11 protein-coding genes are annotated in these 13554 nt (G+C 72.9%); 2 read left to right on the top strand and 9 right to left on the bottom strand.

Features of this window, described 5'->3' with window-relative positions; genetic code table 11:
• Positions 1 to 488: 488 nt before the first annotated feature.
• The 4 genes from ACFVQZ_RS12080 to ACFVQZ_RS12095 form a co-directional block, all read right to left on the bottom strand.
• Positions 489 to 1286 (bottom strand): VOC family protein, encoded by a 798-nt coding sequence (locus tag ACFVQZ_RS12080; protein ID WP_383621378.1) that lies wholly within the window; start codon positions 1284 to 1286, stop codon positions 489 to 491.
• Positions 1287 to 1389: 103 nt separating this feature from the next.
• On the bottom strand, positions 1390 to 1899 hold the full coding sequence (locus ACFVQZ_RS12085; RefSeq protein ID WP_030497754.1) for an NUDIX domain-containing protein: 510 nt from the start codon (positions 1897 to 1899) through the stop codon (positions 1390 to 1392).
• A gap of 38 nt (positions 1900 to 1937) precedes the next feature.
• Positions 1938 to 2870: a universal stress protein gene (locus ACFVQZ_RS12090; protein WP_383621380.1), complete on the bottom strand. Its 933-nt coding sequence runs from the start codon at positions 2868 to 2870 to the stop codon at positions 1938 to 1940.
• 58 nt (positions 2871 to 2928) lie between these two features.
• On the bottom strand, positions 2929 to 3330 hold the full coding sequence (locus ACFVQZ_RS12095) for a DUF5997 family protein (RefSeq protein WP_030497752.1): 402 nt from the start codon (positions 3328 to 3330) through the stop codon (positions 2929 to 2931).
• A 136-nt stretch (positions 3331 to 3466) separates the two neighbouring features.
• On the opposite strand from ACFVQZ_RS12095, the gene ACFVQZ_RS12100 reads away from it, so the two are divergent.
• Together ACFVQZ_RS12100 and ACFVQZ_RS12105 are read left to right on the top strand one after the other, a co-directional pair.
• Positions 3467 to 4240, top strand: coding sequence for a LysR substrate-binding domain-containing protein (locus ACFVQZ_RS12100; RefSeq protein ID WP_383621382.1), 774 nt, complete (start codon positions 3467 to 3469; stop codon positions 4238 to 4240).
• Between the two features lie 72 nt (positions 4241 to 4312).
• Entirely contained in the window at positions 4313 to 4891 is a 579-nt protein-coding gene (locus ACFVQZ_RS12105) for a Type-2Aa cytolytic delta-endotoxin (protein WP_383621384.1), read from the top strand.
• 37 nt (positions 4892 to 4928) lie between these two features.
• On the opposite strand, the gene ACFVQZ_RS12110 is transcribed toward ACFVQZ_RS12105, so the two are convergent.
• The 5 genes from ACFVQZ_RS12110 to ACFVQZ_RS12130 all read right to left on the bottom strand — a co-directional run bounded on the left by ACFVQZ_RS12110 (position 4929) and on the right by ACFVQZ_RS12130 (position 13327).
• On the bottom strand, positions 4929 to 5471 hold the full coding sequence (locus tag ACFVQZ_RS12110; protein WP_030497749.1) for a DUF6328 family protein: 543 nt from the start codon (positions 5469 to 5471) through the stop codon (positions 4929 to 4931).
• Between the two features lie 51 nt (positions 5472 to 5522).
• A complete protein-coding gene (locus tag ACFVQZ_RS12115; RefSeq protein ID WP_030497748.1) occupies positions 5523 to 7181 on the bottom strand; it encodes an FAD-dependent oxidoreductase in 1659 nt (552 codons plus the stop codon).
• A 40-nt stretch (positions 7182 to 7221) separates the two neighbouring features.
• On the bottom strand, positions 7222 to 8127 hold the full coding sequence (locus ACFVQZ_RS12120; protein WP_383621387.1) for a diiron oxygenase: 906 nt from the start codon (positions 8125 to 8127) through the stop codon (positions 7222 to 7224).
• A gap of 216 nt (positions 8128 to 8343) precedes the next feature.
• Positions 8344 to 10113, bottom strand: a complete 1770-nt coding sequence (locus ACFVQZ_RS12125) for a S8 family serine peptidase (RefSeq protein ID WP_383621774.1) — start codon at positions 10111 to 10113, stop codon at positions 8344 to 8346.
• 220 nt (positions 10114 to 10333) lie between these two features.
• Positions 10334 to 13327, bottom strand: a complete 2994-nt coding sequence (locus ACFVQZ_RS12130) for a carbohydrate binding domain-containing protein (protein WP_383621389.1) — start codon at positions 13325 to 13327, stop codon at positions 10334 to 10336.
• Positions 13328 to 13554 lie beyond the last annotated feature (227 nt).

Here is a 13554-nt window from a genome sequence, read left to right on the forward strand (position 1 = left end):
GCGCCGATGGTACTGCAGGGGGGACCCTGTGGGAGAGTAGGACGCCGCCGAACAATCATTGTGGGAAAGCCCCGCACCTTCTGGTGCGGGGCTTTCCTGCGTTTCCGGGACGGTAGGCGCCGGCGGGCTGTTTCCGCGGCGTGAAGCGCTCATGAAGGGCGGGGCGTCGCCTTCCCTTCTTCAAGAGCCGGCCCTAGCGTCGGCGGACGGTCTGCTGGCGGGTTCCGCGCCCGTCGCCCAGACCGAGGAAATCCCCCTGGCTCGCGCTCGGGCACCGGCTCGTCGACCCCTACGAGGGGGCGACGGGCCCGCCCAGCACCCGTACCTGGCGCCCAACGGACGCAATGGCATGTACGCCGACGGGGCCGGCAGCGGCACCCATCCGTATTCGGTGCCGATGGGGCGGCGCCCCGAGGTGACGAGCGAGCGGACCGCCCCGTCGTCGCCGTGCGGGACACCGTCTGAGCCCGGTCCCGGACCCGGTGGCGCTACTCCATCGGCGGGACCTCGCCGACGGTCGTGCGGACGTCGATCACCGCGAACGCGGCGCCCTGCGGGTCGAGGAGGGCGGCGAAGCGGCCGAAGGGGCTGTCCATCGGACCGAAGACCTTGCGGCCGCCCGACCGCTCCGCGGCGGCGACCGCCAGGTCGCAGTTGTCGACGGCGAAGTAGATCTGGATGTACGACGGGACCTCCGGGGGGAAGTCCTCGGACGTCATCTTCATGCGGCCCAGGATCGGGTCGGCGCCCAGGTCGAAGACCTTGTAGTCCATCGACGCGTCGCTCATCCGCTTCGCGTTGTAGCCGAAGACGCCCGTGAAGAACGCGTCGGACTTCTCCGGCTCGCGGGTGAAGACCTCGGCCCAGATGTACGAGCCGGTCTGCCCCTCCAGCTCGAAGCCCTCGTGGACGCCCGGCTGCCAGAGGCCGAACGTCACGCCCGCCGGGTCCTGCGCCAGGCACATCGAACCGAAGTCGCCGACCTTCATCGGCTCCATCAGCACCGTGCCGCCCTGCGCCTTGATCTTCTCGGCGGTCGCCTCCACGTCGTCCGAGGCGAAGTACAGACACCACGCGGACTGCGGCGGGGTGTCACCGCCGGGCATCGGCGGGACGACGGCCGCGACCGCCTTCCCGTCCTTGTACGCCTGGGTGTAGTTGCCGAACTCCGTCGACGCCTCGCCGAACGTCCAGCCCAGCACATCGGCGTAGAACGTCTGGGCGCCCTCGGCGTCCGTGAACATCGCGTCGGTCCAGACCGGCGTGCCTTCAGGTCGTGCGGCCATGACGTGCCTCTCGCTTCCGCATCGATGACGGTAGAGGGGTTTGTGCGGTCCCTGTTCACGCTAGCCACGCCCCGCCCGTCCCGCGCGGCGGCGCGCGGCCGGCTCAGGGCGTGGGGCGGCCGAGCGTGTAGCGGTGGAAGGGCGCCGGCGGCAGCGCGAGGTCCGGCCGCCACGTCTTCAGGACCTGCGCGGACGGCAGGAACAGGGCCTCCGGGAGCGCGTCCGGGGAGGTCCACTCCCAGCGCAGGATCTTCTCCGGCTCGGCCACCACCGGGGTGCCCGTGAAGGAGCGGACGAGCGTCGCCGCCGTCATCCGCGTCAGCTCCGCCGAGGTGACCGTGTCGAGCAGCAGCCCCAGGACCTCGACCTCGGCCGCGCCGGCGACCAGCGAGGTCTCCTCGGCCAGCTCCCGGGCCGCGGCCTCCTCGATGGACTCGCCGGGCTCGACGCCGCCGCCCGGCAGCTCCCACACGCCCGAGCGGTCCAGGCCGAGCAGCACCCGGCCGCCGGGGCCGAGGACGACGACTCCGGCACCCAGCGCGGCGGTGGCGGCCGGCGGGCGGGTGTTGCGGGAGGCGGCGGCGGGATCGGAGGCGTACGCGTCAGGGCTCATGCGCCCTGTCTAGCAGCCGGCACCGACAGGCCCGTCCGTCACCCCGCGGCGGACGGCGGGACGACGGCCACCGGGCAGGCGGCGTGGTGGAGCACGGCGTGCGCGACCGAACCCACCAGGAGGTCCGCCATCCGGTGCCGGTGGTGCCGGCCCACGACCAGCAGGGCCGCGTCGGCGGAGGCGTCCACCAAGAGGCCCGCGGCGTCCCCCGGGGCGACCGTGCGGACCAGCCGCACGCCCGGCCACCGCTCGGCGAAGGGCCGCAGCCGGGTGTCCTGGACGCGCCGGGCCTCCGCGAGCAGGGCCTCGGTGTCGTCGGCGAGCGGCAGGGGCGGCGGGACCTGGAAGGCGGGGGACGGAGCCGCGACCAGCGCGGCCGGGTTCGGCGGGAGGGGCAGCCCGGTCAGCGCCTCCAGCGGGACGCCCCGTAGCCGTGCCGTCTCGAAGGCGAACGCCACCACCTCGTCCGGGGTCTCCTCCGGATGCAGGCCCAGCAGGACGCGCCCGGCGTCCGGACCGCTGTCCAGGGACGCGGTGCGGGCCTCGTGCGGGACGACGACCAGCGGGCAGGGGGAGCGGGCGGCGAGGGCCCGGCCGGTGGACCCGAGGAGCAGGCTCGCGAAGCCGCCGTGCCCCCGCGAGCCGGTCACCAGGAGGCGGGCGCCCCGGGCCGCCGCGGGCAGGACCTCGGTGACCGATCCGTCCAGGGAGTCGTACCGCACCGGCACCGCGTGACCGCGGTCCTCGACCACCGTGCGGACCGCGTCCAGGACGGTGTCCCGCAGCTCCGGACCGGTGCCGAGGGAGGCGATGCGGGCCGAGCCCAGCTGGAGCGCCTCGGAGCGGACGTGGGCCACCACCAGCGGGGCGCCCAGGGTCTCGGCCGCGCCCAGGGCCCAGGCGAGGGCGCGGAGGCTGTGCGCGGAGCCGTCGACGGCGGCGACGACGGGCGGGTCGGATACCTCGTTCATGAGGGGATGCCTCCCGCGCCCGGCGCCGCGCCACACCGGAGACGGCGCGCGGGGCCCGTCAGGCGCGGGCGGCCTCGTCGGCGGCGCGCTGGGCGTTGCGCTCCTTGATCCGCGCGTTCTCCTTGCGGACCTCGGCCTGGGTGGCGCGCTCCTTGACCAGCCATTCGGGGGCCTCGGCCTTGAGCGCCTCGATCTGCTCGGTGGTCAGGGCCTCGGTGATGCCGCCGCGGGCGAGGCCGGAGATGGACACGCCGAGCTTGGCGGCGACGACGGGGCGCGGGTGCGGGCCGTTCTGGCGCAGCTCCTGGAGCCAGGCCGGCGGGTCGGCCTGGAGCTCGTTGAGCTCGGCGCGCGTGACGACGCCCTCCTGGAAGTCGGCGGGCGTGGCGTCGAGGTACACACCCAGCTTCTTCGCCGCGGTCGCGGGCTTCATCGTCTGGGAGTTCTGGTGCTGCGTCATGGTGTCCAGGGTATCGACCGGACGGGTGTGCGCCGACCACGGCCGCCCGCCGACCTGCGCGGACGGGACGGCCGAGCCGGGCGGGGCGACCGGGCGGACGGGCCGGACGGGGCGGACCGGCGGGTAATCTTGCGGGGTGACTGACTCCTCCCCGGCCCCCTCGACCTTCCGGCTCGCCTACGTGCCCGGTGTGACCCCCTCGAAGTGGGTGCGGATGTGGGAGCAGCGGCTGCCCGACGTGCCCCTCGCGCTCCTCCAGGTGACGCCGGGGGAGTCCTGCGGGCTGCTGCGGGACGGCGGCGCGGACGCGGCGCTGCTGCGGCTGCCGGTCGACGGCGAGGACCTGGCGGCGATCCCGCTGTACGAGGAGGTCAGCGTGGTGGTCGTGCCGAAGGACCATCTGTTCGCCGCCGCCGAGGAGCTGATCCCGGAGGATCTGGCGGAGGAACTGGTGCTGCACCCGCTGGACGACACGCTCGGCTGGGACGCGCCGCCCGGGCGGCCCGCGTTCCAGCGGCCGGAGACGACGGCCGACGCGATCGAGCTGGTCGCCGCCGGGGTGGGCGTGCTCGTGGTCCCGCAGTCGCTGGCGCGGCTGCACCACCGCAAGGACCTGACGTACCGGACGATCACCGGGGTGCCGCAGTCGCGGGTGGCGCTGTCCTGGCCGAAGGCCGAGGAGGCGCCGGACCTGGTGGAGGAGTTCATCGGGATCGTCCGCGGCCGGACGGTCAACAGCACGCGCGGCCGGCGGGCGGAGGCCCAGAAGGGCCGGAAGAGCGAGAAGGGCGGGACGGCCGCCAAGCCCGCGAAGAAGGCCGCCGGGGGCAGGCCGGCGCGGCCGGCGAAGCCCGCGCGCGGCAAGGGCGGTGCCGCGGGGCGCGGCGGGAAGCCCCGCCGGGGACGCTGAGGACGGCCCTCGGCATACTCCTCCTGTTGATCAAGCGCCCACCGCGGTGGGCGGCGAGAAGAGGAGAAGCCTTTGGCCGCCAGTTTCAGGACCGTGATCGAGGTGGCGCCCGCCCACCTCGACGAGGCCCGGTCGATCGACCGGGTCTTCCAGGAGGCGATCGCCCCGGCGACCGTCGACTTCGACTTCGAGGCCATCCACCGGGCGGCGGCGGCCGTCCCGGACTGCCAGGTGGTCCGCATGGTGCGCGGGTGGGGACTGCGGGAGCACGCGCCGCTGCTCGTGATGGTGCTCTCGCTGAAGGAGGCCGTCCGGCAGGCGCTGCCGACGGCGTGCGCGGAGGCCGGTTTCTGGGGGACCGTGGAGCGGGAGCTGGTCGCCGCGTTCACGGGGCTCGGTGAGGCGGTGGACGAGCCCGGGCTGAAGTTCTACGAGGAGTCCGCGGAGCGCACCCGCTACTACCGGGACCTGTTCTTCGCGCTCCAGGACGACGGTGCGGGCGACGCGCTGCACGCGCTGGCGTTCTGCGTCGACGTCACCGTGGACCTGCCGAAGGAGCGGGTGCTCGGGCTGGGGCTGACGGACACGGCGCCGTTCGCCGTCGGGCTGAACGCGATCGTGCTGCGCCGGCCGCTCCCGGTCGCGGCCTGACCGGTCCCTCGCCGGCCCGCCGTCCCGGGCCGGATCCTCAGCGGGGCCACGGCCCGTAGCCGTCCTCCGCCTTGGCGTCCCCGTTGCCGTCGCCGTTGTTGCCGCGCCGGGCGATGAACGGGACCAGGAACCAGCAGAGCGCCAGCCACAGCGCCATCACGCCGACCAGCCACAGCGCGATCCCGTCGTCGAGGACCATGCGCGTGATCAGCAGGAACGTCGACACCATCGTCAGGTAGAGCAGCACCACGCCCACCAGCGTCAGCCGGCCCGCCCAGTGCACCGCCGCCGGCTTCAGCCGCCGTCCGGCCACCAGCCGGTGGACCGCGACCGGCGCGACGAGCGCGCCGGTGGTCGCCGCTCCCAGACACACCGTGACCACGTAGATGAGCCGGTCCGTCGTGCCCAGCTCCGCGAAGCGCGGCTGGAAGACGACGGCGACGAGGAAGCCGAACAGGATCTGCGTACCGGTCTGTGCGACGCGCAGCTCCTGGAGCAGCTCGTTCCAGCGGCGGTCGGCGCGCTGCGCGCGGCTCTCCCCGCGCCCGTCGTCGTGATGGACGTTCCCTGCTGTGGTCATAGGGGGCGGGTGCCCCGGCTGCCGCCCCCTATGCCTCGCCCTGCCGCGGGGTCAGGCCGTCGGGCCGCGGAGGCGGCTGCGGCGGGCCGCCGCCACCAGGTCGGGGACGGTGGCGAGTTTGACGCGGGGGCGGCCGGTCGCCGCGCCGCGGGCGCGCTCGGCGCGGTCGATGGCGGCGAGGCCGCGGGCGTCGACCAGGTGGCGGCTGCGGGAGCGGGCGAGCCGGGCGAACGCCTTGGCGGTGCCGGCCGGCCGGGGCAGGCGGCCGTCGACGGCGTCGGCGAGGAGGCTGCCGACGGTCTCGGCGGCGCAGGCGCGGTTGGCGCCGATGCCGCCGGAGGGGCCGCGCTTGATCCAGCCGACGACGTACGTGCCGGTCATGCCGTCGACGCGGCCGGCGGTGTGCGGGACGGTGCCGGTGGTCTCGTCGAAGGGCAGTCCGGCGAGGGGGACGCCGCGGTAGCCGATGGCGCGGACGAGGAGCCCGGCCGGGATCTCGACGGGGCCGTCGGGGCCGGTGGCGCGAACCGCGCGGACCGCGCCGGGGCCGACGGCCTCCTCGGGCGCGGAGTGGAAGCGGAGCACGATCCGGCGCCGGCCGGGGTCGGGGTCGCGTGTCCAGTCCACGGTCTCGCGGGCCGTCTCCTTGAGGAGCGCGGCCTTGTCGCCGGGGGCGGCGGCGTCGATCGCCCGGGCGACGCGCGGGTCGTGGGTGTCGACGACGAGGTCGGTGCCGGGCAGGTCCTGGAGGGCGAGGAGTTCGGAGGCGGTGTACGCGGCGTCCTCGGGTCCGCGCCGGCCGAGCAGCACCACCTCGCGGATCCGGGCGTCGCGCAGGGCGGTGAGGGCGTGGTCCGCGATGTCGGTGCCGGCCAGCGCGGCCGGGTCGGAGACGAGGATCCGGGCGACGTCGAGGGCGACGTTGCCGTTGCCGACGACCACGACCCGCTCGGCGGCGCCGAGGGCGACGGACTCGGGCGCGGTCTCCGGATGGGCGTTGTACCAGGAGACGAGGGAGGTCGCGGAGAGGCTGCCGGGCAGGTCCTCGCCGGGGATGCCGAGGCGCCGGTCGGAGGGGGCGCCGACCGCGTAGATCACGGCGTCGTGGTGGGCGGCCAGCTCTTCGGGGGTGACGTCCTTGCCGATCTCGACGCCGAGCCGGACGGTGGCGCGCGGGTGGGTGTGGAAGCGGGCGAGGGTGTCGCCGGCGCCCTTGGTGCCGGGGTGGTCGGGGGCGACGCCGTAGCGGACGAGGCCGCCGGCCACCGGGAGCCGGTCGATGAGGGTGACCTCGGCGTTGGTGTGCAGCAGCAGGTCCTCGGCGGCGTACATGCCGGCCGGGCCGGTGCCGACGACGGCGACCCGGATCGGGGCGAAGTCGGAGGGCAGCGAGCGGGTGAAGGACGGCTCGCCCCACGGGTGGAAGGTGGGGGAGGCGACGACGGGGGCGGGGTCGCGGCCCTCGTAGTGGGCGGCGTTGAGCGCCTCGTACCGCTTGAGCGGTCCGGTGAGCCGGTCGACCGGGAAGATCGCGTCGACCGGGCAGGCGTCGGCGCAGGCGCCGCAGTCGATGCAGGTCTTCGGGTCGATGTACAGCATCTCGGTGGTGCCGAAGTCCGGCTCGTCGGGCGTCGGGTGGATGCAGTTGACCGGGCAGACGGCGACGCAGGTGGCGTCGGAGCAGCAGGTCTGGGTGATGGCGTAGGTCATGGCGGCGGCTCGGCTCGGCTCGTCGGGATCGGCGTCGGGGTCAGAGGAGGTGGGCGCGCTGGTAGAAGAAGACGGCGGGGCGGGTGAGCATGCCGACATCGCCGAGGAACTCCATGAGGCCGGAGCAGCTGGCGCGCAGCCGCGCCTTGTAGTGCTCGTTGGCGGCGGCCTCGCGGCGGGCGCGCTCGGGGTCGAGGCCGGCCCGGACGTACACCTCGGGGTTCACCAGGCTGGTGATGATGTAGTACGCGGCGATGGCGACGATCAGCGCCTGGAAGTGGCGGCGGGGCCGGCTCGCGCGGGCGAGGTGGCGGCGGGTCTCGTCCCGGGCGAACTTCATGTGCCGGGACTCCTCGACGACGTGGATGTTGTTGATGGTGCGGACGAAGGGGACGACCCGCTCGTCGCGCATCCAGTCGCGCTGCATGACGTCGAGGACCTCCTCGGCGACGAGGATGCCGGCGTAGGCGGCCTCGCCGAAGCCGACGGTCTTCATGACCCGGCCGAGTTCCATGACGGAGCGCTTGGGCCTGTAGGCGGGGGCGCCGAGCTTCTGGGAGCCGCGGGCGAACATGATCGAGTGGCGGCACTCGTCGGCGATCTCGGTGAGCGCCCACTGGAAGCGGGGGTCGGTGTGGTCCGTGCGGTAGATGTCCCTGAGGACCATCTGCTGGAGGATCATCTCGAACCAGATGCCGGTGGAGGCGACGGAGGCGGACTCCTGGCGGGTCAGCTCCTTGCGCTGCTCCTCGGTCATCTCGTTCCAGTAGGCGGTGCCGTAGAGGCTGTTCCACTCGGGGCTCTGGCCGTGGAAGTCCTTGTCGAGGGGGGTGTCCCAGTCGACCTCGACGGCCGGGTCGTAGCTGAGCTTGGCGGCCGACCGGAGGAGCCGTTCGGCGACGTCGTCGTGGTCGTTGTGGTCCGGGCGCACGGTGCTGCTGGCCATCGTTGCGTCTCCATGGGTCACGCGGTCGGCTCTCGTTCCCTCTTGTTAGACATCACGTCTAGCAAGCTTGTTAGACGGAACGTATAGCAAGGGTGGCGCGGAGGCTACCCCTCGGTACGGGATTTCTCGGCCGGACGTGCGGGAGGGGCCGGAGCGGGTGTTCGCTCCGGCCCCTCCGGGGTGTCGGTGAAGAAGGTCGGCCGCCCTGGCCTACCGTCAGAAGGTCAGGTTCCAGGCGTCGATCCGGCCGGTGTCCGCGCTCGCGTTGTCGTTGACGCGGAGCTTCCAGACGCCGTTGGCGACCTCGGTGGAGGCGTTCACGGTGTACGTCTGGGCGATGTTGTCGGTGCCGCTGCCGGTCCGGTTGTGCAGGGTGTAGACCGAGCCGTCGGGGGCGACGAGGTCGACCTTGAGGTCGCCGATGTAGGTGTGCTTGATGTCCACGCCGACCTTGAGGGTCGCCGGCGCGTTGCCGGTCACCCCGCTGACGGTGATCGCGCTCTCGACCGTGGTGTTGTCGGCGACCGTCACGTCGGTGAGGTTCTCGAAGTACTTCCCGGGCGGCGGGGTCGAGCCGCCGACGGCCTTGAGCGCGTCGACGCGGCCCTCGCCGAAGAAGCTGTTCTTCGCCGTGGTCCCGGTGCAGCGGGCGTCCGAGGGGCAGGCCAGGTCGGAGGCCTGCACGCCGAGCGCCGTCCGCAGCTCCGCCGGGGTGGCCGCCGGGTTGGCGCTGGCCATCAGGGCGGCGACGCCCGCGACGTGCGGGGCGGCCATCGACGTACCGCTCAGCGAGGAGTACTTGCCGCCGGGGACGGTGCTGTAGACCGACTCGCCGGGGGCCGAGACCTCGATGACGTCGCGGCCGTAGTTGGAGAACGACGCCTTCGACGTGCCGCTGGTGCCGTTCGCGGAGACCGTGACGACGCCCGGCAGTTCGGCCGGGATGTCGAGGCAGGCGTTGGTGATGGTGCGGGTCACCGGCGTCGAGTCGTTGGGGCTCGACGAGTCGGTGGTCTTGTTGGCCAGGTCGACGTTGGAGTTGCCGGCCGCCGCGACCTGGAGCGAGCCCTTCGACTCGGCGTACGCCTGGGCGCGGCCGACGCCCTCCAGGATGGCCGCCTGGTCCAGGTTGTCCGGGCAGTTGAACTGCCACGGGTCCGTGTAATAGCTGTTGTTGGTGACCTTGAAGCCGTGGTCACCGGCCCACACGAGGCCGCAGATGGTGTTCTCCGCGAAGAACAGGGTGGAGCCGGGCTCGGCGATGCGCACCGAGGAGATCTTCACGCCCGGGGCGACGCCGATGGCGCCCTTGCCGTTCTTGGCGGCGGCGACCGTGCCGGCCACGTGGGTGCCGTGCGTGTCGACGTCGCGCCAGGCGCCGACCCGGGTGTCCGGCTTGCCGTAGGCGCAGGAGACGGAGTCGGCGGCGTTGAAGTTCGGCGCCAGGTCCTGGTGCTGGTCGTCGACGCCGGTGTCCAGGATGCCGACCTTGACCGAGGCGGAGCCCGGGTTGACGGCCCACGCCTGGTCGGCCTTGATCTGCGTCATGTCCGAGCGGACCGGCTCGGTCGACGGGGCCGCCGACTGCGCCGGGTTGGCCGGGAGGGCCGGGTTGTACGCGTCGGCCGGGACGTCCGAGGTGCGGGTCGCGCCGACCTTCTGCACGCCCGTCACGCCGCGCATGGTGGAGGCGAAGGAGGCGGAGGTCGAGTGGGCGACGACGACGCCGATGGCGTCGAAGGACGAGAAGACCGAACCGCCGTTGGCCGCAACGGCGTTGCGGACCGCGGTGGTGTCACCGGGGGCGGTGATCACCAGGTACGCGCGGGTGCCGGCGGCCCAGGCGGCCGGCGCCGCGGGCGCCTGCGGGGCGGTCACGGCGTGCGCGGTGGACGTGGCGAGCGGTTCGTTGTCGTCCGGGGCGGCCTGGGCGAGCGAGACCGGGCCCGCGAGCGCCAGGGTCGTACCGAGGGCGATCGCCGCGATTCTCGTCCGGCCGGATATGTGGGAAAACAATGCGTCCTCCGATGGCCCGGTGGCGCGGGTGGCGCCGGCCGGGCCCTGTGATGTGTGGGGTGGACGCAAGATCCCAGACGGGCGGGGCGGAGGGAAGGCTTCTGTCCGAGTTGCCCGTCCGCGTAACAGAATCTTGACTTGAGCATGACGAACGGGGGCGGATGTTCCGTCCCCACCCCCGTTCGCCGGATCACTTCAGGTACGGGCCCGCCGTGCCGATCTTCCCGGGGCCGTTCAGGACGTACACCCGCAGGTTGCCCTTGCCGGGTGCGCCGACCGAGAGCGTGCCGTTCGTGACGGCCCTCACGTCACCGGTCACGGCGTCGGTGTAGGTGCCGTTCGGGATACCGGTGTAGGTGGCGGCGCCGGAGACGGTGACCAGCGCGAAGCTGTCCGTCGAGCCGCTGGTGTACCGGCGCTTGAACGCCATGCCGCCGGAGACGCCCTCGGTGGAGTACTGGCCCGTCTGGAGGGCGGGGATCGCCCGGCGGATCTCGTTGAGCCGCTGCACGTGCCTGACCAGGGGCTGCTGGAGGGTGGTCGCGACCTGGCCGCTCGCCTCGGACACCTTCGAGAAGCCGGAGGCGGTGACGGTGCCGGCGAGGTGGGCGCCGAAGTAGGCGCGGCCGGTGGTCGCCAGCGGGCAGCTCGGCCCGCAGTCGATCTTCTGCCCCTTCTGGAACTCGATCTCGGAGCCGTAGTAGAGCGTCGGGATCCCGCGGAAGGTCCACATCAGCGACATGTTCTCGGCCCAGGCGTCGGTGCCGCCCGCGTACCGCTCGCTCGACTTGTTCGGCCCGTAGTCGTGGCTGTCGACGTAGACGACGTTGTAGGTGGCGTCGTTGTAACTGTCGTCCGAGTCCTTGCCGTTGGAGAAGGCGTTCTGCGCGTCACCGAAGTTCATGTGCATCCGCATGTCGATGACGTGCATGCCGGAGAACCGGCTGTGGTCGGGCGCGTGGTAGCTGTTGCCTTCCAGGAAGGCGTTGGTGGAGGTGGGCTGGTCGCCGGTGCCCCGCTGCTGCTCGTACGCGTACATCTCCAGCGCCGCCCTGGCGTCGTCCGCGGCGAACTCCTTGCGCTCCTTCCAGGTGAAGAACTGCGCCGAGTGGTTCACCGAGCCGCGGTTCCACTTGTCGTTGACGAAGGCCGCGACCTCGCCGAAGACGAAGAAGTTCTTCGCGGCCTCGGCGCCGTGCCGCTGGGCGACCCGCTCCTGGATCGCGGGCAGGAAGCGGCGGTTCCAGGTGGTGCGCGGGATGTGCACGGCGGTGTCCACGCGGAAGCCGTCCACGCCCATGTCGATGTACTTGTTGTAGGCGCCGATCAGGTGGTTCTGCACCGTCGCGTTCTCGGTGTTCAGGTCCGCCAGGTCCTCGTGCAGCCAGCAGGAACGCGAGTCCTCGCCCTCCCAGTTGCCGATCCAGCACTGGTGGAAGAGGTCCTTCGGGAACATGCCCGACGTGGGGCTCGGCCACTGGCAGTTGTAGAGGGTGTACCCCTCGGGGCTCTTCCCGCCCGTCGGCCTGCCCCAGTCGACACAGGTGTTGCCGGTGGGCTCCGCGGTGGACCACAGGTCGCCGTTGTAGTAGGACTTGCCGGTCTTCGGGTCGATCGTCAGGCCGTCGTACTCGAAACCGGGCTGCTTCTCGTCGTAGTACCAGCTCCACTGGGAGTCCCGGACGCCGTACACCGTCGGCGTGAACAGGCCCTTGGCGCCCCAGCGGGACGAGTGGTTGTAGACCACGTCCTGGTAGATCTTCATGCCCTTGGCGTGGGCCGCGTCGATCAGGTCCTGATAGGAGGCGCCGGCCGACTCCAGGCGCGGGTCGACCTTGTAGAAGTCGTAGCCGTGGTAGCCGTGGTAGTCGTAGTCCGAGCGGTTGAGGACCACCGGGGTGACCCAGACGGCGGAGAAACCGAGGCCCTTGATGTAGTCGAGCTTCTGGATCAGGCCCTTGAAGTCGCCCCGGAACATGGGGTCGTCGTTCGCCGCGTTCCCCGACTTCACGTGCTGACCGCCGCCCCGGTTGTTGGCGGGGTCGCCGTCGTGGAAGCGGGCGGTGAGGACGAAGTAGATCGGGTCCTTGCGCGGGTCGGTGCCGAGCGGCTTGCCGTTCGCCGGGGCGGTGGGCCTGTCGCCGGTGGTGGCGGTGGCCGGGGCGGAGGCGGCCGACACGTTTCCGGCGGCGTCCACGGCCTTCACCGTGTACGTGTACGCGGTGCGTTCGGCGAGGTTCGTGTCCGAGAAGACCGTCGAGCCGACGTCCGTGACGACCGTGCCCGCCGTGCCGCCGGTACGGGTGACCTGGTACTTCGTCACGCCCCGGTCGTCGGTCGCGGCGTCCCAGGCGAGCAGGACGGAGACGCCGTCGGCGGTCGCCGTCACCCGGGCCGGGGCGGACGGCGCCTGCGTGTCGGGCGGGGTGGCGGCGCAGGGGTCCGAGGCGTTCGCCGTCACCACCCGGTCCCGGACGGTGGAGGTGCCGGCGCCGAGCGCGTAGTCGGAGCCGCCGTTGTTGTCCCACACCCCGTTGCCGTTGTTGAACGCGGCCCTGAGGGAGGTGGCGGCGCCCAGGTCGAGCTCCCGCTTCCACCAGCCCGCGCAGGCCGCCGTCATGCCCGCGCCGGGCACGGCCGTCCACGCCCCGCCGGCCGGCTGGTAGTGGACGTTCACCGTCGACCAGCCGAGGGACGCCGACGAGTAGTACACCGTCGCCTTGTTCGACGCGGGCGGCGGCGTGCCGGCGCACGGGTCGGAGTGGGCGACGACGCCGTCCTTCACCGTGATGTTCCCCGTGCCGAGCGCGTAGTTGCGGCCGCCGTTGTTGTCCCAGGTGCCGGTGCCGTCGGTGAAGGTGGCCTGGAGTCCGGCGGCGGAGCCGAGGCTGACGGTCTTCTTCACCCAGTCCGTGCAGGCCGGCTCCATCGCGGTGCCGGGAACGGCGGTCCAGGCGCCGCCGTCGGGCGCCCAGTGGAGGCGGTAGGCGGCCCAGTTCTTCGTCTTCGTCCAGTAGTAGACCGTCGCCGTGTTCTCGGCGACGGCCGCCGCCGGCGCGGCGGCGAGCGGGACGGCGGCGGCGGGCGGGGCGCCCGGAGGCGCCGCGATCAGGCCGGCCAGGCCGGCGGCGACGGCGAGCGGCGCGAGGACGCGCGCGCGACGCCGTGTGCGGGTGGGGGTCATACGGGTCTCCAGACGGGGGCGCGCCGGTGAAGGGGCCGGTGGGGCGAAGCGGGGATCGGGCGGGGATCGGCCCCTGGAAGCGCGTGCGGTAAGTTGCGGAAAGCTCTTGCGTCGGCGGGAAGTTACCCCCGTGTGGCGCGCGCGTAAAGGGTCCGCGTCGAAGCGGTTCGCATCGTGGGACTGCGGTGGCGGACGCGCCCTTGCGGGAGGCGGGGCTCGTCGGTCCC

This window comes from Streptomyces sp. NPDC057854, assembly GCF_042797055.1.
Taxonomy (GTDB): Bacteria; Actinomycetota; Actinomycetes; order Streptomycetales; family Streptomycetaceae; genus Streptomyces.

Bases quoted from the DNA above. Each gene is read 5' to 3' on its own strand.
- ACFVQZ_RS12120 (WP_383621387.1), bottom strand. From the start codon at position 8,127: ATGGCCAGCAGCACCGTGCGCCCGGACCACAACGACCACGACGACGTC.
- ACFVQZ_RS12090 (WP_383621380.1), bottom strand. From the start codon at position 2,870: ATGAACGAGGTATCCGACCCGCCCGTCGTCGCCGCCGTCGACGGCTCC.
- ACFVQZ_RS12080 (WP_383621378.1), bottom strand. From the start codon at position 1,286: ATGGCCGCACGACCTGAAGGCACGCCGGTCTGGACCGACGCGATGTTC.
- ACFVQZ_RS12085 (WP_030497754.1), bottom strand. From the start codon at position 1,899: ATGAGCCCTGACGCGTACGCCTCCGATCCCGCCGCCGCCTCCCGCAAC.
- ACFVQZ_RS12095 (WP_030497752.1), bottom strand. From the start codon at position 3,330: ATGACGCAGCACCAGAACTCCCAGACGATGAAGCCCGCGACCGCGGCG.
- ACFVQZ_RS12110 (WP_030497749.1), bottom strand. From the start codon at position 5,471: ATGACCACAGCAGGGAACGTCCATCACGACGACGGGCGCGGGGAGAGC.
- ACFVQZ_RS12130 (WP_383621389.1), bottom strand. From the start codon at position 13,327: ATGACCCCCACCCGCACACGGCGTCGCGCGCGCGTCCTCGCGCCGCTC.
- ACFVQZ_RS12115 (WP_030497748.1), bottom strand. From the start codon at position 7,181: ATGACCTACGCCATCACCCAGACCTGCTGCTCCGACGCCACCTGCGTC.